General features: G+C 58.3%; 21 protein-coding genes and 2 tRNA genes. 13 read left to right on the top strand and 10 right to left on the bottom strand.

Annotated features, from left to right (window positions below; all coding sequences use genetic code 11):
* Nucleotides 1-3 precede the first annotated feature (3 nt).
* On the bottom strand, nt 4-726 hold the full coding sequence (hisA, locus tag AC2FFE_RS03420) for a 1-(5-phosphoribosyl)-5-[(5-phosphoribosylamino)methylideneamino]imidazole-4-carboxamide isomerase (RefSeq protein ID WP_496819396.1): 723 nt from the start codon (nt 724-726) through the stop codon (nt 4-6).
* A 134-nt stretch (nt 727-860) separates the two neighbouring features.
* Between hisA and AC2FFE_RS03415 the strand changes: the two genes are divergently transcribed.
* Nucleotides 861-1,262 (top strand): DUF2147 domain-containing protein, encoded by a 402-nt coding sequence (locus tag AC2FFE_RS03415; protein ID WP_496845839.1) that lies wholly within the window; start codon nt 861-863, stop codon nt 1,260-1,262.
* A gap of 4 nt (nt 1,263-1,266) precedes the next feature.
* On the opposite strand, the gene hisH is transcribed toward AC2FFE_RS03415, so the two are convergent.
* Nucleotides 1,267-1,905, bottom strand: a complete 639-nt coding sequence (hisH, locus tag AC2FFE_RS03410; protein ID WP_496845838.1) for an imidazole glycerol phosphate synthase subunit HisH — start codon at nt 1,903-1,905, stop codon at nt 1,267-1,269.
* Complete coding sequence (gene hisB / locus AC2FFE_RS03405; RefSeq protein WP_496845837.1) at nt 1,906-2,493, bottom strand: imidazoleglycerol-phosphate dehydratase HisB; 588 nt, start codon at nt 2,491-2,493, stop codon at nt 1,906-1,908.
* 154 nt (nt 2,494-2,647) lie between these two features.
* Between hisB and AC2FFE_RS03400 the strand changes: the two genes are divergently transcribed.
* Nucleotides 2,648-2,887: an Lrp/AsnC family transcriptional regulator gene (locus AC2FFE_RS03400; RefSeq protein ID WP_170532103.1), complete on the top strand. Its 240-nt coding sequence runs from the start codon at nt 2,648-2,650 to the stop codon at nt 2,885-2,887.
* Here the strand turns inward: AC2FFE_RS03400 and AC2FFE_RS03395 are convergent.
* The 3 genes from AC2FFE_RS03395 to AC2FFE_RS03385 all read right to left on the bottom strand — a co-directional run bounded on the left by AC2FFE_RS03395 (nt 2,884) and on the right by AC2FFE_RS03385 (nt 4,017).
* Entirely contained in the window at nt 2,884-3,750 is an 867-nt protein-coding gene (locus tag AC2FFE_RS03395) for a GNAT family N-acetyltransferase (RefSeq protein WP_496819392.1), read from the bottom strand. The two genes, AC2FFE_RS03400 and AC2FFE_RS03395, sit on opposite strands and share 4 nt — an antisense overlap.
* 84 nt (nt 3,751-3,834) lie before the next feature.
* Nucleotides 3,835-3,909, bottom strand: a tRNA-Gly gene (locus AC2FFE_RS03390).
* Nucleotides 3,910-3,942: 33 nt separating this feature from the next.
* Nucleotides 3,943-4,017: transfer RNA gene (locus AC2FFE_RS03385), tRNA-Gly, on the bottom strand.
* A 148-nt stretch (nt 4,018-4,165) separates the two neighbouring features.
* Here AC2FFE_RS03385 and AC2FFE_RS03380 point away from each other — a divergent pair.
* Entirely contained in the window at nt 4,166-4,318 is a 153-nt protein-coding gene (locus AC2FFE_RS03380; RefSeq protein WP_496819391.1) for a hypothetical protein, read from the top strand.
* Between the two features lie 15 nt (nt 4,319-4,333).
* On the opposite strand, the gene AC2FFE_RS03375 is transcribed toward AC2FFE_RS03380, so the two are convergent.
* The 3 genes from AC2FFE_RS03375 to AC2FFE_RS03365 all read right to left on the bottom strand — a co-directional run bounded on the left by AC2FFE_RS03375 (nt 4,334) and on the right by AC2FFE_RS03365 (nt 9,519).
* Nucleotides 4,334-4,717: an MAPEG family protein gene (locus AC2FFE_RS03375; protein WP_496845836.1), complete on the bottom strand. Its 384-nt coding sequence runs from the start codon at nt 4,715-4,717 to the stop codon at nt 4,334-4,336.
* An 81-nt stretch (nt 4,718-4,798) separates the two neighbouring features.
* The gene (locus AC2FFE_RS03370; RefSeq protein ID WP_496845835.1) at nt 4,799-8,236 is read right to left on the bottom strand and encodes a pyruvate carboxylase; all 3,438 of its coding nucleotides are present in this window, start codon (nt 8,234-8,236) and stop codon (nt 4,799-4,801) included.
* Between the two features lie 146 nt (nt 8,237-8,382).
* Nucleotides 8,383-9,519 carry an alpha-hydroxy acid oxidase gene (locus AC2FFE_RS03365; protein WP_496845834.1) on the bottom strand — a complete coding sequence of 379 codons (1,137 nt, stop codon included), beginning with the start codon at nt 9,517-9,519 and terminating at the stop codon, nt 8,383-8,385.
* A 176-nt stretch (nt 9,520-9,695) separates the two neighbouring features.
* Between AC2FFE_RS03365 and AC2FFE_RS03360 the strand changes: the two genes are divergently transcribed.
* On the top strand, nt 9,696-12,092 hold the full coding sequence (locus AC2FFE_RS03360; RefSeq protein WP_496819387.1) for an ATP-dependent helicase: 2,397 nt from the start codon (nt 9,696-9,698) through the stop codon (nt 12,090-12,092).
* Between the two features lie 406 nt (nt 12,093-12,498).
* Here the strand turns inward: AC2FFE_RS03360 and AC2FFE_RS03355 are convergent, their stop codons facing one another.
* Nucleotides 12,499-12,723, bottom strand: coding sequence for a DUF1127 domain-containing protein (locus tag AC2FFE_RS03355; RefSeq protein ID WP_496845833.1), 225 nt, complete (start codon nt 12,721-12,723; stop codon nt 12,499-12,501).
* A gap of 901 nt (nt 12,724-13,624) precedes the next feature.
* On the opposite strand from AC2FFE_RS03355, the gene mraZ reads away from it, so the two are divergent.
* Genes mraZ through murD form a run of 9 tightly spaced genes read left to right on the top strand, consistent with a single transcriptional unit; the run spans nt 13,625 to nt 23,227 of the window.
* Entirely contained in the window at nt 13,625-14,128 is a 504-nt protein-coding gene (gene mraZ / locus AC2FFE_RS03350; RefSeq protein ID WP_496845832.1) for a division/cell wall cluster transcriptional repressor MraZ, read from the top strand.
* Nucleotides 14,129-14,132: 4 nt separating this feature from the next.
* Nucleotides 14,133-15,125, top strand: a complete 993-nt coding sequence (gene rsmH, locus AC2FFE_RS03345) for a 16S rRNA (cytosine(1402)-N(4))-methyltransferase RsmH (protein ID WP_496845831.1) — start codon at nt 14,133-14,135, stop codon at nt 15,123-15,125.
* Nucleotides 15,122-15,490, top strand: coding sequence for a cell division protein FtsL (gene ftsL, locus AC2FFE_RS03340; RefSeq protein WP_480547647.1), 369 nt, complete (start codon nt 15,122-15,124; stop codon nt 15,488-15,490). The genes rsmH and ftsL overlap by 4 nt, the downstream gene beginning before the upstream one ends.
* Complete coding sequence (locus tag AC2FFE_RS03335; protein ID WP_496845830.1) at nt 15,487-17,274, top strand: peptidoglycan D,D-transpeptidase FtsI family protein; 1,788 nt, start codon at nt 15,487-15,489, stop codon at nt 17,272-17,274. The genes ftsL and AC2FFE_RS03335 overlap by 4 nt, the downstream gene beginning before the upstream one ends.
* Before the next feature lie 22 nt (nt 17,275-17,296).
* Nucleotides 17,297-18,778 carry a UDP-N-acetylmuramoyl-L-alanyl-D-glutamate--2,6-diaminopimelate ligase gene (locus AC2FFE_RS03330; protein WP_496845829.1) on the top strand — a complete coding sequence of 494 codons (1,482 nt, stop codon included), beginning with the start codon at nt 17,297-17,299 and terminating at the stop codon, nt 18,776-18,778.
* Entirely contained in the window at nt 18,775-20,169 is a 1,395-nt protein-coding gene (locus AC2FFE_RS03325) for a UDP-N-acetylmuramoyl-tripeptide--D-alanyl-D-alanine ligase (RefSeq protein ID WP_496845828.1), read from the top strand. Before AC2FFE_RS03330 ends, AC2FFE_RS03325 begins: the two co-directional genes overlap by 4 nt.
* Before the next feature lie 36 nt (nt 20,170-20,205).
* Nucleotides 20,206-21,288 carry a phospho-N-acetylmuramoyl-pentapeptide-transferase gene (mraY, locus tag AC2FFE_RS03320; protein ID WP_496819380.1) on the top strand — a complete coding sequence of 361 codons (1,083 nt, stop codon included), beginning with the start codon at nt 20,206-20,208 and terminating at the stop codon, nt 21,286-21,288.
* Entirely contained in the window at nt 21,285-21,830 is a 546-nt protein-coding gene (locus AC2FFE_RS03315) for an AAA family ATPase (protein ID WP_496845827.1), read from the top strand. Before mraY ends, AC2FFE_RS03315 begins: the two co-directional genes overlap by 4 nt.
* Entirely contained in the window at nt 21,827-23,227 is a 1,401-nt protein-coding gene (gene murD, locus AC2FFE_RS03310; protein ID WP_496845826.1) for a UDP-N-acetylmuramoyl-L-alanine--D-glutamate ligase, read from the top strand. The genes AC2FFE_RS03315 and murD overlap by 4 nt, the downstream gene beginning before the upstream one ends.
* The last annotated feature ends 22 nt before the right edge of the window (nt 23,228-23,249 follow it).

The following is a 23,249-nucleotide window of genomic DNA, read 5'->3' as shown; positions in this document are numbered from 1 at the left end:
GCGCTATTCTCTGAGAGTTGTCAGAGCCTCTTTCAGATCGATCGCCCCATCATAAAGGGCGCGTCCGGAAATGGCACCGTTCAAGGCTGCGCCACAATCGCGCAGGGCAAGTAGATCCTCAATCGAAGAAACGCCGCCCGAAGCGATCACAGGGATGGAAACCGCTTTCGCCAGCGCGGCGGTTGCGTCGATATTTGGGCCTTGCATCGCCCCGTCCCGGTTGATGTCGGTGTAGATGATCGCCGCAACGCCTGCGTCCTCAAAACTGCGCGCCAAATCGGTGACCTGAACGTTCGTTTCTTCAGCCCAGCCTTTGGTTGCGACCAGGCCGTTGCGTGCATCGATCCCAACGGCGACCTTGCCGGGGAAGGTTTTGGCCGCTTCGCGCACCAGATCGGGGTTTTCAACGGCGACTGTTCCCAGAATGACGCGGGCCAGACCTTTGTCGATCCAGGTCTCGATGGTTGCCATGTCGCGGATGCCACCGCCCAACTGCGCGGGCACGTTGCAGGCCTTCAGGATCGCCTCGACCGGGGCGGCATTCACCGGCTCACCCGCGAAGGCGCCGTTCAAATCGACAAGGTGCAACCACTCGCACCCGGCCTCGACAAAAGCACGGGCCTGCGCGGTCGGGTCCTCATTGAAAACGGTGGCTTTATCCATCTCTCCGCGCAGCAGGCGCACGGCGTTGCCGTCTTTAAGGTCGATGGCGGGGTAGAGGATCATGTCGGGCGGCCTTATCTGAATGTTACATGGGCGGCATATCGCACAAGGCGGGCCGGGGATGCAACGCGACGCAAAGTCAATCTTGTCCGATGCCCAATGGCACGCCAGACTGACACCAAATCAGGGAGGTTACTATGATGAAATTTGCAACATCCGTTGTCTTTGCAACCTTGGCGACCGGCGCAATGGCGGCGGACCCCGTTGATGGGCTTTGGAAAACACAACCGGGTGACACCGGGGGCTATCTGCATGTCTCAATCGCTGAATGCGGCAGCGCGATTTGCGGGACCATCGATACTGCGTTTGACAAAGATGGAAATGAGCAGCTGGAATACGAAAACCTTGGCAAGCAGATCATCTGGGACATGGCGCCCGATGGCGGGGGCTCCTATAGCGGTGGCAAGATTTGGGCGCCGGACCGAGATAAGACTTACAGCTCGAAAATGACCTTGGACAGCCAGAACAAGCTGACCGTCAAAGGCTGTGTTGCGGGCGGCCTAGTCTGCCGCGGGCAGGACTGGACGCGCGTTCAATAGGCTTTTAAGGGGCCCAGGTCAGAAAATTTCCGATCATGCGCAGGCCCACATCCTGGCTTTTTTCAGGGTGAAACTGCATGCCCACCATCGTGTCGCGGCCGATCACGGCCGTGACCTTTTGCCCATAGTCAACATATGCCAAGCGCTGCGCCGGGTCTGTGACACGGAAGTGGTAGGAGTGGACGAAGTAGGTATGATCACCGGATGCGACACCGTTGAACACGGGGTGATCGCTTTCCAGAACCAGATCGTTCCAACCCATATGCGGAACTTTTAGCGCAGCGTCTGACGGTTCAATCCGCACCACATCGCCAGCCACCCAACCCAAACCATCGGTCTCGCTGTATTCATGGCCCTTCGTGGCCATCAGCTGCATCCCGACGCAGATACCCAGAAACGGGCGGCCTTTCTGTTCGACCGCTTCGACCATGGCATCGTAGATGCCCTTATGCCCCCGCAGCTCTGCCGCGCAGGCGGGAAAGGCTCCATCACCGGGCAACACCAGCCGATCAGCGCGTGCAACAACATCCGCGTCCGAGGTCACCACGACCTCGCCTGCGTTCAGTTCCTGTGCCATGCGTTGAAATGCCTTCTCGGCCGAGTGCAGGTTGCCGCTCTCGTAGTCGATGATGGCAGTCAGCATCTACAAGGCACCTTTCGTCGACGGAATCGCATCCGCCTTGCGCGGGTCGGTTTCGACCGCATCGCGCAGCGCCCGTGCAACCGCTTTGAAGGCGGCTTCGGCAATGTGATGACTGTTAAAGCCATGCAGCTGATCGATATGCAAGGTGATGCCACCATGGGTGCTGAGCGCCTGGAAGAACTCACGCACCAACTCGGTGTCAAAGGTACCGATCTTGGGTGTCGGCAAGTCGATGTTCCAGATTAGGAACGGGCGGCCAGACAGATCAAGCGCACAGCGTACCTGCGCGTCGTCCATAGGCAGGTGGCATTCACCATAGCGGCGAATCCCCTTTTTATCGCCCAATGCCTGAGTCAGCGCCTGGCCCAGCGCGATCCCGGTATCCTCGACCGTGTGGTGGTCGTCGATGTGATAATCGCCCTTGGCCCGGATCGTCATGTCGATCAGCGAATGACGCGCCAACTGGTCAAGCATATGATCAAAAAAGCCAACACCGGTCTGGTTGTCATATCGACCGGTCCCATCCAGATTGACCTCGACCGAGATCTCGGTCTCGGCAGTCTGACGGCTGATCTTAGCGCTGCGCATGGGCGAATTCCTTTTGCTACAGGGGCGCTTATAGACGCGGACGGGCTGCCTATCCAGACCGCTTGATGCCTTCGCTGCAAACTGTTGCAGGGGATTGCACACAGGCGCGGCCCGTGCCAGCCTGCGTGCAACACGAACCAACAAGGCCCGGCCCATGTCCACCTGCGTTTTCATCCAGATCCGCTGTAAACCCGGCACCACTTACAAAGTGGCGGAAGAGATCGCGCTGCGCGAAATCCACTCCGAGCTCTATTCTACCAGCGGTGAATATGACCTGATGCTGAAGCTCTATATTCCAGAATCCGAAGATGTGGGCCATTTCATCAATGAAAACCTGCTGGTGATTCCCGGTATCGAACGATCACTGACGACGATGACGTTCAAGGCCTTCTAGCCCAACTCAAACGTCGTCACGCCGAAAATCCGGTTCAGGTCGATATCGGGTTCATGGTTCGAATACATCCGGGCGGTCTCAAAGACCTTCTCTAGCTCCAACGCATCGGCCAGCGCAAAGGCGGCGGCGTTGGGTTGGGGCATGTCGATAAACACCTCATGCGTCGTATGATCCTCGGGTATATTGCTCAGAACCGAGGCCAGCAGCGCCTGCGCAATCTCAGTGCTATCTGCAAACAATGGCCCGATCTTGTATCCGGTCTGGCAGGGGCGCAGGGTCACGTAACCTTTGATCACCCCGTTTTCAACAAAGGTGCGCGAGGTATGGCTGGGTGCGCGCAGCCATTCACGCAGGAAAACGTCACGCGGGGCAGGGAACAGGGCCCGATCATAGGCCAGCAAATCCTCTGATATCTCAGTCAGAACGGATATGTTCGCAGTCGACTGCGATCCAAGCGCTGCCAATATCCCGGTTTTTGTTCCGCTAAAGCGATAGTTGTTATAGGCAAAGGTAAAGCCGGATTTGCGATAGTTGTCCTGTTGCTCGACCACACCATCCAGACCCATATTGCGCCCTTTGCAATGGGCCAGCGCGTGCTGGGCGATCTCCAGCCCATGGCCCGATCCACGAAATTCGGGGCGGACGATGTAGAAACCTAGAAATGAAAACGCGTCGTCGTAGTTCACAGCGGACACTGACGCGATCATCTCTCCATCCAGAAATCCGCCCAGAAAGCCATGCGGGTCAGTAGGGCGAAAACACGCGGCATCGTTCTGACCAGGATTCCACCCTTCGCGCCCGGCCCATTCAACGGCGTGCTGCAGTTCGGCTGCTGTAAGGGGTCGGATGACGTAGTCAGACATATTCAATGATCCTGTAATGCGCAGTGTCGCCAGAATGGGGCAACGCTTCGCAAAGGACCAGCATGTTCGGGAAAGGTTAGTATCTGGAGCGGGCGAGGCGATTCGAACGCCCGACCCTAACCTTGGCAAGGTTATGCTCTACCCCTGAGCTACGCCCGCATCAGATACTTGTATGGTCCAAAGACCTCTCAATGGAGCGGGCGAGGCGATTCGAACGCCCGACCCTAACCTTGGCAAGGTTATGCTCTACCCCTGAGCTACGCCCGCGCCGTTGAGTGAGGAGGGATGTATAAAGTCCCACGCGAGGCTGCAAGCGGAAAAACACAAAATTCCGGAAAAATCTTTCGACGGAAACCGGTGTCTGGTGCGTTGAAGAACCAGAGCAACTGAGACCGAAAATGGCGGAGGTGGAAAGATGGTACAGATTGCAGACCTTAAATTGGCGGCGCTTGCGGTGATGATTGTGATGGGATTTTGGATCATCAAAGCCGAGCCGGATCAGGTAAGCCATGCATATCCAGTGGGCATGGCGTGGTCCTTGGCCGAGGTCAGCGTGATGCCGGGGTAAGCCCGGTCGAGGGACCTACAAAGCCAGAATAAGATTGGCGATGGCGCTGAACAGAATGGCGGCAAAGGTCATAACCATACCGATCTGGCGCAGAACAATAACCTGCGGGTTGTGGCCAAAGCCATAGGCATGCATCAGCCGTCCGGCGAGGATCAACAAACCCAACAGATTCACTAACAGAGCTGGCGCGCCCTGCAATTCGACCATTGCAATCAAGAGCAGCGCAAAAGGTGCATATTCCGCGCAATTTGCGTGAGTTCGCATCGCTTTGATCAGCGCTTTGTCATCCCCATCCCCGACCGAGACCTTCCCGCTGCGGCGCGCCGAGATGACCTTTGCACTGAGCCAGACGTAAAGAATTGCGATCAATGCGGCATAGATCGGGGTAATGGTCAGCATTCTTGGGGCCTCCGTCAGGGTCATGCAAAATGGCCGCGCAGTTGCCCGCGCGGCCATTCAAAGCTTAGCTGATTTTACAGCTTATTCCAGTTCCACCAGCAGGTCCTTGGCGTCAATCTGCCCGCCAGGCTGAACATGAACCGCTTTGACCAGTGCATCGCGTTCGGCGTGGATGCCGGTTTCCATCTTCATGGCTTCGATGGTCAGCAGCAGGTCACCTTCTTTGACCTGTTGTCCGACACTGGCCGCTACCGTTGCCACAACGCCCGGCATCGGGGCGCCAATATGGTTGGCGTTGCCCGCCTCAGCTTTGGGTCGCGCCTGCGTGGACGAGGTGACCATACGGTTCGGCACCCGGATCACCCGAGGTTGCCCGTTGAGTTCAAAAAAGACTTTGACCTCGCCCTTTTCATCGGTCTCCCCGATGGCCTGACAGCGGATTTCCAGCGTCTTGCCCGGGTCGATCTCGGCGGTGATCTCGTCCCCGGGTTCCATTCCATAAAAGAAGGTGCGGGTCGGCAGCGTGCGAACGGGGCCATAGGTCCGGTGACGGCCCATATAGTCGAGGAACACCTTAGGATACATCAGGTAGCCATTGAGGTCCTCGTCATCAACCTCCTTGCCTTCCAGTTGCTTGGACAGCTCGGCGCGGGTGGCTTCCAGATCAACCGGAGGCACGTCCTTTCCGGGGCGCTGCGTGTTCGGCGCTTCGTCCTTCAGCACTTTCTGGATGATGGTGTCAGGGAACCCGCCCGGAGGCTGACCCAGATTGCCGCGCATCATATCCACGACCGAATCGGGGAAGGCCACATCGGTATTCGGATCCTCGACCTGTTCACGGGTCAAGTTCTGGCTGACCATCATCAACGCCATGTCGCCAACGACCTTGGAAGACGGCGTGACCTTGACGATGTCACCGAACATCTGGTTCACGTCGGCATACATCTGTGCCACTTCGTGCCAGCGCTCTTCCAGACCCAGGCTGCGCGCCTGTGCCTTGAGGTTGGTGAACTGACCGCCCGGCATCTCGTGCAGGTAAACTTCGGACGCCGGGGCCTGAAGGCTGGATTCGAAGGCCGCATACTGGCCACGCACAGCCTCGAAGTAATCGCTGATTTCACGGATGGCCTTGATGTCCAGCCCGGTGTCGCGGTCGGTATGGCGCAGCGCCTCGACCACCGTACCCAGTGTTGCCTGACTGGTGTTGCCCGAGAAACTGTCCATCGCGCAATCCACAGCATCCACGCCCGCCTCGGAGGCAGCCAGAATGGTGGCGCTGGCGATACCGGCGGTGTCATGGGTGTGGAAGTGGATCGGCAAGCCGACCTCTTCCTTCAAAGCGCGGATCAGGATCTTGGCCGAGGCCGGTTTCAGCAGACCGGCCATGTCCTTCAGGCCAAGAATATGGGCCCCAGCATCGCGCAGCTCTTTCGCCATGCCGACATAGTATTTCAGGTCATATTTGGCGCGATCCGGGTCAAGGATATCACCGGTGTAGCACACGGTGCCCTCGCAGATCTTGCCGTTCTCGACCACCGCATCCATGGCGACGCGCATGTTTTCGACCCAGTTCAACGAGTCGAATACGCGGAACACGTCGATATTCTGTGAAGCCTGGCGAACGAATTCCTGAACCACGTTGTCGGGGTAGTTGGTATAGCCAACCCCGTTCGCGCCCCGCAGCAGCATCTGGGTCATCAGGTTCGGCATCGCTTCGCGCAGGTCGCGCAGACGCTGCCAGGGGCATTCCTGCAGGAACCGGTAAGCCACATCGAAGGTTGCACCGCCCCAGCACTCGACCGAGAACAGCTGTGGCAGGTTCGCCGCATAGCTGGGCGCAACCTTGATCATGTCAATCGAGCGCATCCGGGTGGCCAGAAGTGACTGGTGCCCGTCGCGCATAGTGGTGTCGGTGATCAGCAATTGTCGCTGGGCCTTCATCCAATCTGCAACCGCCTGTGGACCTTTCTGTTCCAACAGATTGCGGGTGCCCATCTGCGGCTCAGCCTTGAGCGCGGGCGCCTTGGCCTCTTTCAGATCGGAGCGCGGTTCCGGGCGATCCTTGGTCTCGGGATGCCCGTTCACGGTGATATCCGCGATATAGGTCAGCACTTTGGTGCCCCGGTCGCGGCGGCGTTTAAAGGCAAACAGGTCCGGTGTCGTGTCGATGAACTTGGTGGTGTATTCGTTCGACAGGAAGGTCGGGTGTTTCAGCAGGTTGATGACAAAGTCGATATTGGTGCTGACCCCGCGAATCCGGAATTCACGCAGTGCGCGATCCATCCGGGCAATTGCGGCCTGGGGTGTTGGAGCTTTCGCCGTCACTTTAGTGAGCAGCGAGTCATAGTATCGTGTGATCACCCCGCCCGCATAGGCTGTGCCGCCATCCAGACGAATGCCCATACCAGTGGCCGAGCGATAGGCTGTGATGCGGCCATAATCGGGGATGAAGTTGTTCTGCGGGTCTTCGGTGGTGATCCGGGTTTGCAGCGCGTGGCCGGTCAGATGCACGTCGGCCTGGCTGGCTGCACCGGTGGCTTCGGCCAAGGTCTTGCCTTCAGCGATCAGGATCTGAGCTTGAACGATGTCGATACCGGTGACCTCTTCTGTGACGGTATGTTCAACCTGCACACGAGGGTTCACTTCGATGAAGTAGAACTTGCCGGTTTCCATATCCATCAGGAATTCGACAGTGCCCGCGCATTCATAGTTCACGTGTGCGCAGATTTTGCGGCCAAGTTCACAAATCTCGGCGCGTTGGTCTTCGGACAGATACGGGGCAGGGGCGCGTTCAACCACTTTCTGGTTGCGGCGCTGGACCGAGCAGTCGCGTTCATAAAGGTGATAGATCTCACCATGTTTGTCGCCCAGAATCTGCACCTCGACATGGCGGGCGCGGGTGATCATCTTCTCTAGATACCCCTCGCCATTGCCAAAGGCGGCTTCTGCCTCGCGGCGACCTTCCAGAACCTTCTCTTCCAACTCGTCCTCGGATTCGATCGGGCGCATGCCGCGCCCGCCACCACCCCAGGAGGCCTTGAGCATCAGGGGATAGCCGATTTCCTTGGCCTCGGCCCGGATCGCATCCATGTCATCGCCCAGAACCTCGGTTGCCGGGATCACGGGCACACCTGCTTCGATGGCGACCCGTCGCGCGCTGGCCTTGTCCCCCAAGGCGCGCATGGTTTCCGCTTTGGGTCCGATGAACGTGATTCCGTTCTTCACACAGGCATCCACAAAGCTGGGGTTTTCCGACAACAAGCCATAACCGGGGTGGATCGCATCCGCACCGCATTCCTTGGCGACGCGAATGATCTCATCAATCGACAGATAAGCGGCAACCGGGCCCATTCCCTCGCCAATGCGATAGGCTTCATCCGCCTTAAAGCGATGCAGACCCAACTTATCCTCTTCTGCATAGACGGCGACTGTGCGTTTGCCCATCTCATTGGCGGCGCGCATCACGCGAATGGCAATCTCGCCGCGGTTGGCGATGAGGATCTTTTTGAAGTCAGTCATAGCGGGTCCCGGTGTTGATGGTTTGGGCGTGTTCTTAGCCGGACACTACGCGCAGATACATCAGTCTTTCTGGGTAGAACCGGCATGTTAACGCTCGCAAACGCCTTTTGTTTATGCGCTTTTCTTAACGTCGCTGCGATGCAGCATCAATTCTTTAATTTACTTTGGGTCAGCTGATCCAAAGAAAAGGCGCCCATCTGTCCCATGTTGGACAGCATATCCTGTTTCAGAATCTCGATCACATGGGCCGGACCTAGCGGTCCCAAGGCTGCCATCCCGTACAAAAAAGCCCGCCCCAGCATGACAAAATCCGCCCCACAGGCCAGCGCGCGCAGGATGTCCAGGCCACCTTCGATGCCACTGTCAAAGATCAGCGGCAGGTTGGTTGCCGAACGCAGCTCTGGCAAGACGTCGATACTGGCGGGGGCCGCATCGAACTGGCGCCCGCCGTGGTTTGACACCCACAGCGCATCAACGCCCGCGCGCTCCAAAGGCTCGGCGTCTTCGGCGCGCATCACACCTTTGATGATCAATGGCCCGTCCCAGTGATCGCGCAGCCAATTAACATAGTCCATGTCTGGCGAAGTGCGCAGCAGGTACCCCACATGGGCGGTTGGCGGCAGGTTCTGTCCGCTGTCGATATACTTGTCCAGCGTGCGCATTCTGGGCGACCCCTGCCGCAACATCCCTAACGCCCAGGCGGGTCGCATCGCGATCTGTGCCAACAGTCGTGGCGTCAGCCTTGGGGGTTGGGTAAGGCCCGAGCGTGTCTGACGCTCACGCCGCGAGGCCACTGGAACATCAACGGTCAGCACCAGAGTCGTAAACCCCGCGTTTCGTGCGCGCGATAGCAAATCGGCGCGTATCCCAGGGTCTTTGGGCGGATAGAGTTGGAACCATGCATTGCCGCCAATACTGGGTGCCAGATCTTCGGGGCTTTGTGCCGCGACCGTTGAGAGCGTGTAGGGCAGGCGGGCCTTGGCGGCGGCGCGGGCCAACAGACCTTCGGCATCCGGCCAGACCAGTCCGGACATGCCGATCGGGGCAATACCAAACGGCATCGGGTAGTTCTGGCCCAAAAACCGCGTGCGGGTGTCAAAATCTCTCTCACCTCGCAGGATTGCGGGATAAAGCTGTACTCGGTCCAGAGCATCCCGGTTGCGCTGCAGGGCGGTTTCCATCCCTGTTCCGCTTTCTACGTAGTCCCAGACAAAGCGCGGCAACCGCCGCCTCGCGCGGTGCTTCAGGTCCGGGATGCCGGGATAAGTGCTGTGCAAGTCCATGCGGATTGATCCGTTCTGCTTTGCGATTCGGCAAGCATCTGAGGTTGTTTTCCTGGTCTGCGCCTACAGTGGGGTGAGGTTCGTTCGTGATTTGTGGGTATTTGGTCCCAAAAAATGAGTGAACAAGCCGTGAACAAACTCTTCCCCTCGACAAGCAACCCGCGTAGTTTAGAGGGATGAGCAGTTACGACGAAATGGACGCCTTCGAAGGCGCATCGCTTTCGGCGCGGGCGATGCCTGCAGCCTCGGCAGAGTATCTTAATGATCTCAACCCCGCGCAGCGAGAAGCGGTCGAGCATCTGGATGGGCCGGTTTTGATGTTGGCCGGGGCTGGAACGGGCAAAACCAAGGCTCTGACGGCGCGGATCACCCATTTGCTCAGAACCCACAGGGTACGCGAAAACGAAATACTGGCGGTGACCTTTACCAACAAGGCTGCGCGCGAGATGAAAGAGCGTGTTGGGCGTATGCTGGGTCGGCCCGCCGAGGGGATGCCGTGGCTTGGCACCTTCCACGCGATCTGCGTCAAGCTTTTGCGGCGTCACGCAGAGCTTGCCGATCTGAAATCGAACTTCACCATTCTGGACAGTGACGATCAGTTGCGTTTGCTCAAACAGTTGGTGCAGGCGGCCAATATCGACGACAAGCGCTGGCCCGCGCGTATGCTCGCCGGCATCATCGATGACTGGAAGAACCGTGCGCTAACACCTGACAAAGTGCCCGCTGCGGATGCGGGGGCGTATAATAACAAGGGCATTGAGCTTTATGCTCAATACCAGACCCGATTGCGCGAGCTGAACGCTGTGGATTTCGGCGACCTGCTTTTGCACATGGTCACGATCTTCCAGACCCATTCGGAGGTGCTGGAACAATATCAACGCTGGTTCCGCTACATCCTTGTGGATGAGTATCAGGATACCAACGTCGCCCAATACCTCTGGCTGCGTCTGTTGGCTGGGGGGCACAAGAACATTTGCTGCGTGGGCGATGATGACCAGTCGATCTACGGATGGCGCGGGGCCGAAGTGGGCAACATCCTACGGTTCGAAAAGGATTTCCCCGGCGCGTTTGTGGTGCGGTTGGAGCAGAACTACCGCTCGACCCCGCATATTCTGGCGGCCGCATCGAATGTCATTCGGGGAAATGAAGGCCGGTTGGGCAAGGAGTTGTGGACTGATCGCGAAGACGGAGAAAAGGTTCGCCTGATCGGCCATTGGGATGGCGAGGAAGAGGCGCGTTGGATCGGCGAGGAAATCGATGCGACGCAGGGAGGTACGCGCGGCGTGCGGCCGATGAACCTTGATGAGATCGCGATCCTCGTACGCGCCTCGCATCAGATGCGGGCGTTCGAGGATCGGTTCCTGACTATCGGTCTACCCTATAAGGTGATCGGCGGCCCGCGCTTCTATGAGCGGATGGAGATTCGCGATGCCATGGCCTATTTCCGGCTGGTGGTCAGCCCCGAGGATGACCTGGCGTTTGAGCGGATCGTGAACACACCCAAGCGCGGTTTGGGAGACAAGGCACAGCAGACGATTCAGGTGGCGGCGCGTGAGAACGGGGTGTCTCTGGTCGAAGGCGCGCGGCTTGCGGTCGAAAATGGCCTGATCAAAGGCAAGGGCGGCACGGCGCTGCGCGAGTTGATCGACGGTCTGGCGCGCTGGAATGCGATGACACGGGGCCCGCGGATTGAGGTCGATGATGACTCGGTCATCGACGATGGCGTGTCGCCGATCCGCTATGGCGCGCCCGAGCATACGCATATCGAGCTGGCGCAGATCATCTTGGACGAGTCCGGCTATACCGGTCACTGGCAGAACGACAAAACACCCGAAGCGCCGGGGCGGCTAGAAAACCTCAAGGAACTGGTGAACCAGCTGGACAATTTCGAGAACCTGCAAGGGTTTTTGGAACATGTCAGCCTGGTCATGGACAATGAGCAGGATTCGGATGGCGCCAAGGTCTCGATCATGACCCTGCACGCGGCAAAGGGATTGGAGTTCCCAGCCGTGTTCCTGCCGGGGTGGGAGGATGGTCTGTTCCCCTCACAACGGTCGATGGACGAATCCGGGCTTAAGGGACTCGAAGAAGAACGGCGCTTGGCTTACGTGGGTATCACCCGTGCGGAAGAGGTCTGCACGATATCCTTTGCGGCCAATCGGCGGGTGTTTGGGCAGTGGCAGAACTCCATGCCTTCGCGATTCATTGACGAATTGCCCGAGGATCATGTTGAGGTGCTGACACCTCCGGGGTTGTATGGCGGCGGGCAGGTCTCGGCGGGTATTGAAACCCGCGCAGCCGAGGCGAATGTGTACAACTCGCCGGGCTGGAAGCGGATGCAGGCACGGCAGGGGCAGTATGGGATGTCGCAACCCAAGGAAAGCCGGAATACGGTGATCGATGTAACGGCAGTGGCCAGTTTCACCTTGGGTGAGCGCGTCTTTCATCAGAAATTCGGCTATGGCGGTGTGGTTGGTATCGAGGGTGACAAGGTTGAGGTCGAATTCGACAAGGCGGGGACCAAGAAAGTTGTCTCTCGGTTTCTGACGACCAAGGACGACGTGCCGTTTTGATCTTTTGCGAGGCTCTGCCTCGCGCTCCGAGGTATTTTTGAACAGAAGAAGGTGGGGGCGTTCGCGCCCCTTTTTTGCTGTTTGCAAAAGAAAAACGGCGATTCCCAGGGAGGAGGAGAGGGAACCGCCGCTCTTTGCAACATCAGAGCAGGGAGGAGGAGAGCCCTGATGTATCAGCACCCGGGTTTGAACCCGGTATGAGGAAGACGCGGCGACGTCAGGGAGGAGGTAGACGTCACCGCGCGCTTTCAACATCAGAGCAGGGAGGAGGAGAGCCCTGATGTATCAGTTTCCGGCTATTTGGGCCGGTACAAGGCGCGGCAGCATCAGGGAGGAGGTAGATGCTGCCGCTGATTACAGACCCTAAAGGGAGGAGGAAGGGCCTGATCTCGGTTGTTCTGGGCGCTTAGCGCGCTGTGTGCTCATCGGCGGCTTGCTTGGCCAGACGGCGGATCATCGACCGATGCAGGCCAAGATCGGCCAGTTCCCGATCCGACAAGCTGGACAGCTCATTGACTGTCTGGCGGTACATCCGGTAGCGGGTGAAGCGAGTTTTGGCGGCTTCGACCCATGCGTTCAGACCGTTGCTGTATGCGCCTTTTAGCGCGGAGGTGTTGGTTGCGACTGCCATTTGCTCACTCGCTTTCATATCTCAGTGCTGGTCATTTCCAGCGTTTGCTTGAGAGTGAAGATAAGCCAATGCTGCAATTGCACAATAGGTAGCGATAACAATGCTGCTATGCAGCAAATGCATAGATATCAAAAACTTGATGCTCTGCACCTTGATTGCCCCTAAAAACATGAGTTCTGGGCAGATCATTTGCAAAATCGTTACATTGAAAAAAGTTGATGCACGATCTGAGTGCGCAATGTTTGAGCGGCAAATCACAAATTTTAGGCGTTCGCGGATCGAATATCGAACGGTGTTGGGGTCTTTTCGAGGCGTCGTGTGACCTTACTGGGAATTCGTGGGATGCGGTGAACTCTGGCGATATCTATGAATTTTTTTGAGAGGTGATTCGACTTTACGAGCAAGAAAATCGACGAAAACGCCCGGTTCTTTGAAAAAGTCTGAGAATATATGGGAAATCATGGGACCAATTGAGTTGGCCAGCTTTTCATATATATAGTGGCTTGTTTGGCGGCAACAACTACAAGGGGTACCTTGGGTTTTCCACGGAGAGGCTTGAGGGTCGTCATTCGGCCGCTGATCCTGCGTCTGGCCCAAATTTCCTATTGATTTCCATGAATTCCCATGGCATCCCTATATGCATCCGATGAGGACGAGGCAGCAGGGGCACCAAACGACCCCAAACCAAATAACAAACAGGTTTCATACAGGCGCTTCGCTTTCATCACTCTGAAGATCCGGCGCGCGAGCGAGCAGACATCCCCCCAGGTGGCGCGCGCAGCTGGACATCCCGCACAGCGGGTCAATGCGGCGGGTTGATCAGTGGCAGCAGATCAACCCGCCGTTTTTAATCCGGGGGCGTGAATTTTGAGGTGGGGCGCAAGCGGAAGGGACAGTCGTCTTGGCGCGCAGGTTTAGAGGTGAAAGCCACCATAAGGTGGACACGAAGGGCAGGGTCTCGATCCCAGCCTCGTTTCGCCGTGTGCTTGAAGCGTCTGATCCCAACTGGCAGCCCGGTGACACTCCAGAGCTTGTGATTGTCTATGGCGACCACCGTCGCAAATATCTTGAATGCTACACGATGCAGGCGATTGATGAGGTCGACGACAAGATCGATGCATTGCCGCGCGGCTCGATGGAGCGGCGGATGCTACAGCGTATGTTCCATGGTCAGTCGTTCCCGACAACTGTAGACGAGACAGGGCGTTTGGTCCTGCCTGCCAAGCTGCGCAATAAGATCGACCTTGAAAATGAGGCATTCTTTATTGCCGCCGGTGATACTTTCCAGATCTGGAAGCCCGAGACCTATGAGGTCGAGGAACTGGCCAAGACCGAAGAGTGGATAGACGATCTGCCGGATGATTTCGACCCGATGGTCTACCTTGATGGCGTTGGGGACGCGTAGCGGCATGTCCGGCGTTGTCTCCTCTTCCACGAACCCACATGTTCCTGTCCTGCTGCGTCCTTTACTGGGGGCGGTGTCTCCGGTGTCGGGCATTTGGTTAGACGGGACGTTTGGTGCCGGCGGTTATGCGCGGGGCTTGCTTGAGGCCGGCGCCGACAAGGTGATCGGCGTGGATCGCGATCCGCTGGCGTTTGAGATGGCCTCCGGCTGGGCGGGCGACTACGGCGACCGGCTGGTGATGCAGCCGGGTGTGTTTTCGCGGTTGGATGAATATGCGCAGGATCTGGACGGAATCGTTTTGGACCTTGGCGTGTCTTCGATGCAATTGGATCAGGCCGAGCGCGGGTTTTCGTTCATGAAAGATGGGCCGCTGGATATGCGGATGAGCCAAGAGGGCGAAAGCGCCGCTGATCTGGTGAACGGCGCGACCGAAGCTCAACTGGCCGATATTCTGTTCCATTTTGGCGAAGAACGGGCCAGCCGGCGTATCGCCAAGGCGATCATCAAGGCACGGACTGAGGCACCGATCACAACGACCCTGCGTCTGACTGAGATCATCGAATCTTGCCTGCCGCGTCCGAAACCGGGCCAATCGCATCCGGCGACACGTAGTTTTCAGGGGCTGCGGATCGCGGTGAACGCTGAATATGAAGAGCTGTTTCAGGGGCTTATGGCGGCTGAGCGGGCACTGAAGCCGGGCGGGCAACTGGCCGTTGTGACCTTTCATTCCATCGAGGATCGGATGGTCAAGCGGTTCTTGCAATCACGCGCCGGCAAGATCGGTCGGGCCAATCGTTATGCGCCCGAAATCGAACAGGAACTGCCGCAATTTACCCTGAAGACCCGCAAGGCCGTGGGGCCGGATGACCAGGAATTGCAGGAAAATCCACGCGCGCGTTCTGCCAAGCTGCGCGTTGCGGTTCGGACAGAGGCTCCGGCAGGGGAAATCGATGCGCGTGCCATTGGCATGCCGCAGCTGGGGGAGAGGGCAAGATGAAGAGTATTCTGTATGTGTTGACTGCCATGTCCGTATTTGGTTTGGCGCTTTGGGCGTATCAAGAGAACTACCGCACCCAGCAGGTGTTGAAAGAAACCCAGTCATTGCAGCGTCAGATTGGAACGGCGCAGGTGCGGCTGGCGGTTCTAAATGCCGAATGGGCTTATCTCAACCGCCCGGATCGTCTGCGTGAACTGGCCGATTTGAACTTCGAACGTCTGGGCCTGCTGCCCTTGCGGGCTGAACAGTTCGGGCGTGCGGATCAGATCGCCTATGCCGAGGATCCTGATCTGCCAATTGTTGATCCGATTGAATTGCAGGCCATAACGGATCTGCAGGCGCTGGGCGAGGTTCAGTTGCCATGACACGTACCCCACTTCGTCCTCTGGCCCGTGTTCTTGAAGCGCGCGCAAAAGGGGAAAACCCCAAGGTCATCGAGCGCGAGAATATCCGGCAACGCCACGAGCAGATGAAAGATCGCGCCCGCGCCCGCGCCGAGGGGCGCTTGCTGGTGCTCGGCCTGTTCTTTTTCTGCGCGTTTTCGGTTGTTGGTGCCCGCATGGGCATGCTGGCGACGTCCGAGGCACAGGAACCTTTGGCAAGCGCCCCTGGTGCGTCAATTGCGATGCAGCGGGCCAACATTGTTGATCGTGAAGGCCGTATTCTAGCGACCAATCTGGATACCTACTCGGTCTATGCCCAACCCCCGCTGATGATTGATCCGATTGCTGCGGCGGATCAACTGGTGGCGATCTTTCCTGATCTGGAAAAGGAACGTCTGGTCAAGGACTTCACTGGCAACCGCAAGTTCCTGTGGATCAAGAAACGCATCTCGCCCGAGCAGAAACAGGCCGTGCATGACATCGGCGATCCGGGCATCTTGTTCGGCCCACGTGAAATGCGCCTGTACCCCAATGGCAAACTGGCCGCGCATATTCTGGGAGGGTCCGGTTTTGGACGTGAGGGCGTAAGTGCCGCCGAAGTGATCGGCGTCGCTGGCGTCGAAAAGAAGTTTGATGACTATCTGCGCGACCCGGCCAACGGTAACAAACCGCTACAACTTTCGCTGGACCTGACCATTCAGGCCGCAGTTGAGCAGGTCTTGTATGGCGGCATGAAGATTATGAATGCTAAAGGGGCCTCGGCAGTTCTGATGAATGCCCATACGGGTGAGGTGATCTCGGCTGCGTCTCTGCCATCGTTCGATCCCAATGATCGCCCGCGCCCGCCAACTTCGGGTTTTGATCCCTCCGATAGCCCGTTGTTCAACCGCTATGTGCAGGGCGTGTACGAGCTGGGTTCGGTGTTCAAGATATTCACCGCAGCACAGGCGGTGCAGCTTGGGTTGGTGAATTCTGAGACTATCATCGATACCTCCGGCCCGATGAAGATCGGTCGTTTTCCGATTGGTGAGTTTAACGGCAAGAACTACGGCAAGATCAGCGTGGCCGATGTGATCGTCCACAGTTCGAACCGGGGAACAGGGCGGCTGGCCTTGCAGATTGGGGCCAAACGACAGCAGGAATTTCTGGCAACACTGGGCATGTTCGACGTCACGCCATTTGAGATTGTCGAAGCCTCTGGCGGCGCGCCACTCAAACCCAAGAAATGGGGTGAGCTGAGTACGGTGACCATTTCTTATGGCCACGGTTTGTCGACCAGCCCGATGCATCTGGCGGCGGGATATGCGGCGATTGCCAATGGTGGGCACTATGTCAGCCCGACGATCCTGAAGAAAAACGGCCCGCAATACGGCCCGCGTGTTCTGACAGATAGCGCTGCGTCGCAGGCGCAGCAGATGCTGCGCAAGGTTGTGACCGACGGCACAGCTAGCTTTGGTGATGTCAAAGGCTACGATGTGGCGGGTAAAACCGGAACGGCAGACAAGCCAAAGCCACGTGGCGGCTACTATGATGATAAGGTTATCGCGACCTTCGCCACGATCTTTCCGGCCTACGATCCAGAATACGTGCTGATTGTTACGCTGGATGAACCCTCGATTGTGGCCTATGGCGAAAAGCGTCGCACGGCGGGTTGGACGGCTGTTCCTGTCGCGGCTGAACTGATTGGACGTGTGGCGCCGCTTTTGGGCTTACGTCCCCGGCTTGAGCCTGAGGCGGGCGCTGCTATAACCCTGACCTCGAATTAGAGTGCCAGGGAACAGGTGGGTCATGGGCGCAAGAACAAAGAAACTCAGCCAACTGGCCCTGACCGCGCGCGGAGGCGTTAACCCGGATATCACCGGGCAGGCCGTTGACAGCCGCGAGGTCAAAGAGGGGTTCCTGTTTGCTGCCCTTCCCGGCACGCGAGTTCATGGCGGTGAATTCATTCAATACGCCCTGCGAATGGGGGCCGCTGCGGTTTTAACCGATGCCGAAGGCGCGCAGATCGCTTCGGCAGAACTGGCCGCGTCTGATGCTGCATTGATCGTTGTCGAAGACCCCCGTCAGGCACTGGCCGGATCGGCGGCGCTGTGGTTTGGACAGCAGCCGCAAACGATCGTGGCGGTCACCGGCACCAACGGTAAGACTTCGGTTGCCAGCTTTGTACGCCAAATCTGGACCGAGCTAGGTCATTCCGCCGTCAATCTTGGCACGACAGGTGTTGAAGGTGCCTGGACTGCTCCACTGGCCCATACCACCCCAGAACCGATCACATTGCATCGTTGCCTATTCGAGGCGGCGGAGAATGGCGTAACGCATGCTGCGATGGAGGCGTCATCGCATGGGCTAGAACAGCGTCGGCTGGATGGCGTTCAACTGACCGCTGCCGGGTTTTCGAACTTCACGCAGGATCATCTGGACTACCACGAAACCTTCGAGGCTTACTTTGCTGCCAAGATGGGGCTTTTTGATCGGGTTCTGCCTCAGGACGGTACCGCAGTCGTAAATCTCAGCGACCCCAAGGGGGCTCAGGTGCGCAAGATCGCCGAAGCGCGGGGACAGTCGGTGCTGACCGTTGGGCTGGGTGAGGCCGACCTGTGTTTGATGAACCAAAGGTTTGACTCGACCGGGCAGGATTTGCGGTTCTCCTGGCAAGGCAAGACCTTCCAAACGCGCCTGAACCTTATCGGAGGGTTCCAGGCTGAAAACATCCTGCTGGCCTGTGGGCTGGTCATCGCAGCAGGCGAAGAGCCTGAGCGGGTGTTTGAAACCCTACCGCATCTGACAACGGTCCGAGGCCGCATGCAACTGGCCGCAACCCGCGACAATGGCGCGGCGGTATTTGTAGACTATGCCCACACGCCCGACGCTGTTGCGACAGCTTTGAAAGCGCTGCGCCCGCATGTGATGGGTCGTCTGATCGCCATTGTCGGTGCGGGTGGAGACCGTGATGCCACCAAACGCCCGCTGATGGGCAAGGCCGCAACCAACAACGCCGATATCGTCTTCATCACCGATGACAACCCGCGCAGCGAGGACCCGGCCGCCATCCGCACCGCCGTGATGGAGGGCGCGCCCGGTGCAACCGAAGTGGGCGACCGTGCCGAAGCCATCCTGCGGGGCATTGATGCCTTGCAACCGGGCGATGCGCTGCTGATAGCAGGCAAAGGACACGAAACCGGCCAGATCGTCGGCGATCAGGTTTTGCCCTTTGACGATGTCGAACAAGCCAGCATCTCCGTGGCCGCTCTGGATGGGAGGGTAGCATGACGCTCTGGACAGCGGCAGAGGCTGCAAGCGCAACCGGTGGTCGTGCGACGACTGAATGGACGGCTAACGGTGTGTCGATTGACACGCGCACCTTGCAGCCGGGTGACCTGTTTGTTGCGTTGAAGGCTGCGCGCGACGGGCATGATTTTGTGGCTCAAGCGCTTGAGAAAGGCGCGAGCGCAGCCTTGGTCTCGCACGTTCCCGAGGGCGTGCCCGCAGATGCGCCGCTGTTGATTGTCGAGGATGTTCAGGCCGGTTTGGAGGCACTGGGCCAAGCCGCGCGTGCGCGCACTGAAGCACGTATCGTCGGGGTGACTGGCAGTGTCGGCAAAACCTCGACCAAGGAAATGCTGGCGACCATTCTGGAAAGACAGGGCAGGACCCATGCCAGCGTGGCCAGTTACAACAACCATTGGGGCGTGCCCCTGACGCTGGCGCGGATGCCACAGGATGCCGAATTTGCAGTGATCGAGATCGGGATGAACCACCCCGGCGAAATCGCTCCGCTGGCCCGCCAGGCCCGCCCACATGTGGCGCTGGTGACAACCGTGGCGGCGGTTCATCTCGAAGCCTTCGAATCGGTCGAGGGGATCGCCCATGAAAAGGCCACGATCTTCGAGGGGCTGGAGCCGGGCGGCGCGGCTATTGTGAATGCCGATATCGAACACGCGGATATTCTGCGCCAAACCGCGTTTGGACAAGGTGCTGGTGTGGTCGAATTTGGCCGCAAGGCTGCGGATTACCAAATGAACGAAGTCGTTGCCGGGCCAGACACGATACAGGCTACGGCCACCGTTGGTGACACTCAATTCACCTTCGATATCCAATCAGCTGGTACGCATTTTGCAATGAATGCGTTGGGGGCCTTGGCGGCCTGTGTCGAACTGGGCGTCGATCTGGAACAGGCCATCGAAGGGCTGCGCCAATGGTCTCCAGTTAAAGGCCGCGGTGTGCGCGAGACTTTGCCATTGGCAAGTAGTGGGCAGATCGAACTGCTGGATGACAGCTACAACGCCAACCCGACCTCGATGGAGGCGGCTTTGGATGTACTGGCGGCATCCCGAGGTGCGCGCAAGATTGCCTTTCTGGGCGACATGAAAGAGCTGGGGCCGCAGGAACAGGCTATGCACGCCGCGATGGCTCAGGTCGATGCGATGGCGCGCGTGGATCAGGTGCATTGCATCGGCCCGCTGATGCAGGCGCTGCATGAGGCTCTGCCCGGCGACAAGCGTGGGATGTGGTTTGAAACCAGCGCCGAAATGGCCAAGCACCTGCCTGATCTGATCCAAACCGGCGATACCGTGCTGGCCAAGGGCTCGCTGAGCATGGCGCTTGCGCGGATTGTTGACGGTCTGCGCAAAATGGGGCAAGGGGGCGCGCTTAACGGGTAAACATACCCATAAGCCTCGTGTGAGAAGGGTTTTGTAATGCTGTATTGGTTGACCGCCTTGTCGGACGGAGGGGATTTCTGGAACCTCTTCCGCTACATCACCTTCCGCGCAGGCGGCGCCTTTCTAACGGCGCTGATCTTTGGCTTCATCTTCGGCAAACCCTTGATCAACGTGCTGCGTCGCAAGCAGGGCAAAGGCCAACCGATCCGTGATGACGGGCCCGAGGGGCATTTTTCCAAGGCCGGAACGCCCACCATGGGCGGGTTGCTCATCGTTGGTGCTCTGGTCACTTCGACCCTCGTTTGGGCACGATGGGACAACCCTTATGTCTGGATGGTGCTGTTCGTGACTTTGGCTTATGCGGCCATTGGTTTTGCCGATGACTACGCAAAGGTTTCAAAGCAGAATACCAAGGGCGTTTCGGGTAGGATGCGGCTGGCCTTGGGTGTCATCATCGCCGTGCTTGCGTCGTTTTGGGCCACTTTGCATCACCCAGAGATGCTGCAGAACCAGCTTGCCGTGCCAGTTTTCAAGGATACTCTGGTCAACCTTGGGATCTTCTATATCCCGTTCGCTATCGTCGTGATCGTGGGGGCCGCGAATGCGGTGAACCTGACCGACGGATTGGACGGCTTGGCCATCATGCCCGCTATGATCGCGGCCTCGACGCTTGGGATCATTGCCTATGCAGTGGGCCGGGTCGACTTTACCGAATATCTGGATGTGCACTACGTGCCCGGCACCGGTGAGATCTTCATCTTCACCTCCGCCCTGTTCGGCGCGGGGCTTGGGTTCCTGTGGTACAACGCCCCGCCGGCTGCCGTGTTCATGGGTGATACCGGATCATTGGCATTGGGTGGCGCGCTGGGGGCCATCGCGGTGGCCACCAAACACGAGCTGGTTCTGGCCGTCGTCGGCGGTCTGTTCGTGGTCGAGGCGCTGAGCGTGATCATTCAGGTCCTCTATTTCAAACGCACTGGCAAGCGCGTGTTCCTGATGGCCCCGATCCATCACCACTATGAGAAAAAGGGCTGGGCCGAGCCAACAATTGTGATCCGCTTCTGGATCATCTCGCTGATCCTGGCGATGATTGGTCTGGCGACGTTGAAGGTACGTTGAAGAACCGTCGGGTTGTACTGTCCGGCTGTTCGGGCAGTGGCAAGTCCACCTTACTGGGGGAAATGGCGCAGCGCGGCTATGCGACGGTTGCGGAACCGGGCCGTCGGGTGATCGAGGCCGAGCAAGAGCAGGGCGGAGTTGGTTTGCCCTGGATCAATCCCGAGTCCTTTTGCCGTAAAGTGATCCAAACATCTTTCGATGGTGTGACCGAGGCTCCCGATGGTTTGGTCTTATTCGACCGTTCCGCGCTGGACGCCTTGATTTGGTTTGATCGAACCGGTGCCAATCTGGAAAGTTCAATTCGGGATAAGATACTGAGCATAGGATACGATCACTGCGTTTATCTGTTCCCGCCGTGGCCCGAAATCTATGTAAAAGACGAACAGCGAAGACATGACTTGTCCGACGCACTTGAAGAGTATGGGGCTTTGTGCGACCGCTTACCAACGCTCGGGTTTCAAACTGCGCTTGTTCCGAAAAAGCCAGTTGCAGCCCAGGCAGATTGGTTTGAGGCACAGCTAAACAAAGGGCAAACGACATGATCCCGGTCAAAGGGTTTTCAGGACAGAAAGTTGCGGTTCTGGGGCTGGGGCGGTCCGGGCTGACCACTGCGCGGGCATTGCGTGCGGGGGGGGCTCAGCCGATGTGTTGGGATGACAACCCGGACGCGCGGGAGAAGGCGCAAGCCGAGGGGTTCGACTGTACCGATCTGCATCGGAATGGGGCGTTCGAGGGCATCGCGTCTCTGATCGTCTCACCGGGTATTCCGCATCTTTACCCCTCGCCAAACCCTATCGTTGCGGCCGCCTTGGAGGCAGGCGTTCAGGTGGACAATGATATCGGCCTGTTCTTTCGCTCCTTCTCAGGGCCGGAATGGAACAACTTTGATACTCCACCGCGCGTGATCGCCGTCACCGGGTCGAATGGGAAGTCAACCACCGCAGCCTTGATCCATCACATCCTGACCGAAGCTGGACGATCAGCCGAATTGGCCGGGAATATCGGTCGGGGCGTGCTGGATATTGATCCTGGTACGGATGGTTCGGTCGTGGTGCTAGAACTCAGCAGCTATCAGACTGAACTGGCCCGGTCGCTGACGCCGGATGTGGCCGTATTCACCAATCTTTCGCCGGATCATCTGGACCGCCATGGCGGCATGGGCGGTTACTTCGCGGCCAAGAGACGCCTGTTTGCCGAAGGTGGACCCGATCGCGCTGTCATTGGCGTGGATGAAGCCGAGGGCGCGTTTCTGGCCGGGCAGATGGCCGAGGGGCCAGCGGATGACCGGGTTATCCGTGTTTCGGTCGATCGTAAGCTCACCGGTCCTGGCTGGCAGGTCTTTGCCCGCAAAGGGTTCTTGTCGGAGTACCGCAAGGGGCGGCAGGCGGGTTCAATTGACCTGCGCGCCATCAAGGGCTTGCCGGGGACCCATAACCACCAGAATGCCTGTGCGGCCTATGCCGCCTGCCGTTCACTGGGCTTGGCCCCTCGGCTGATCGAGGACGCGCTGCATAGCTATCCGGGCCTGCCGCATCGCAGCCAGATCATTGCTGAGGCGCAGGGCGTGACCTATGTGAACGACTCCAAAGCCACCAATATAGACAGTGCAGTCAAGGCACTGGGGGCGTTCAAACGCATACGCTGGATCTGTGGCGGCTTGGAGAAAGAGGGCGGGTTGGCGCCTCTGAACGAGGCAATCGCCGATGTGTTGAAGGCTTACATCATTGGGCGCGAGGCTGCGAATTTTGCAATGCAATTGAACGTTGACGCACTGGTTTGCACAACAATGTCTGCTGCGGTTGAACAGGCAATGGCAGATGCCGAAGCGGGTGATACTATTTTGCTTGCGCCTGCTGCTGCAAGTTTTGACCAGTATGATAGTTTTGAGAAACGCGGTGAGGATTTTGCGGAAAATGTCCTGCAAAGACTGGCGGAATAGAACGATTGCGATGGATCGCATG

This window comes from Ruegeria sp. YTSA168 (genome assembly GCF_059610045.1).
Note: the sequence above shows the minus strand (reverse complement) of the source record. Positions and strands in the feature narration are given on the sequence as shown.

Coding starts and splice junctions, on each gene's coding strand:
- hisA (WP_496819396.1), bottom strand. CDS start 726: ATGATCCTCTACCCCGCCATCGACCTTAAAGACGGCAACGCCGTGCGC.
- AC2FFE_RS03415 (WP_496845839.1), top strand. CDS start 861: ATGATGAAATTTGCAACATCCGTTGTCTTTGCAACCTTGGCGACCGGC.
- hisH (WP_496845838.1), bottom strand. CDS start 1,905: ATGCTGACTGCCATCATCGACTACGAGAGCGGCAACCTGCACTCGGCC.
- hisB (WP_496845837.1), bottom strand. CDS start 2,493: ATGCGCAGCGCTAAGATCAGCCGTCAGACTGCCGAGACCGAGATCTCG.
- AC2FFE_RS03400 (WP_170532103.1), top strand. CDS start 2,648: ATGTCCACCTGCGTTTTCATCCAGATCCGCTGTAAACCCGGCACCACT.
- AC2FFE_RS03395 (WP_496819392.1), bottom strand. CDS start 3,750: ATGTCTGACTACGTCATCCGACCCCTTACAGCAGCCGAACTGCAGCAC.
- AC2FFE_RS03380 (WP_496819391.1), top strand. CDS start 4,166: ATGGTACAGATTGCAGACCTTAAATTGGCGGCGCTTGCGGTGATGATT.
- AC2FFE_RS03375 (WP_496845836.1), bottom strand. CDS start 4,717: ATGCTGACCATTACCCCGATCTATGCCGCATTGATCGCAATTCTTTAC.
- AC2FFE_RS03370 (WP_496845835.1), bottom strand. CDS start 8,236: ATGACTGACTTCAAAAAGATCCTCATCGCCAACCGCGGCGAGATTGCC.
- AC2FFE_RS03365 (WP_496845834.1), bottom strand. CDS start 9,519: ATGGACTTGCACAGCACTTATCCCGGCATCCCGGACCTGAAGCACCGC.
- AC2FFE_RS03360 (WP_496819387.1), top strand. CDS start 9,696: ATGAGCAGTTACGACGAAATGGACGCCTTCGAAGGCGCATCGCTTTCG.
- AC2FFE_RS03355 (WP_496845833.1), bottom strand. CDS start 12,723: ATGGCAGTCGCAACCAACACCTCCGCGCTAAAAGGCGCATACAGCAAC.
- rsmH (WP_496845831.1), top strand. CDS start 14,133: ATGTCCGGCGTTGTCTCCTCTTCCACGAACCCACATGTTCCTGTCCTG.
- ftsL (WP_480547647.1), top strand. CDS start 15,122: ATGAAGAGTATTCTGTATGTGTTGACTGCCATGTCCGTATTTGGTTTG.
- AC2FFE_RS03335 (WP_496845830.1), top strand. CDS start 15,487: ATGACACGTACCCCACTTCGTCCTCTGGCCCGTGTTCTTGAAGCGCGC.
- AC2FFE_RS03330 (WP_496845829.1), top strand. CDS start 17,297: ATGGGCGCAAGAACAAAGAAACTCAGCCAACTGGCCCTGACCGCGCGC.
- AC2FFE_RS03325 (WP_496845828.1), top strand. CDS start 18,775: ATGACGCTCTGGACAGCGGCAGAGGCTGCAAGCGCAACCGGTGGTCGT.
- mraY (WP_496819380.1), top strand. CDS start 20,206: ATGCTGTATTGGTTGACCGCCTTGTCGGACGGAGGGGATTTCTGGAAC.
- murD (WP_496845826.1), top strand. CDS start 21,827: ATGATCCCGGTCAAAGGGTTTTCAGGACAGAAAGTTGCGGTTCTGGGG.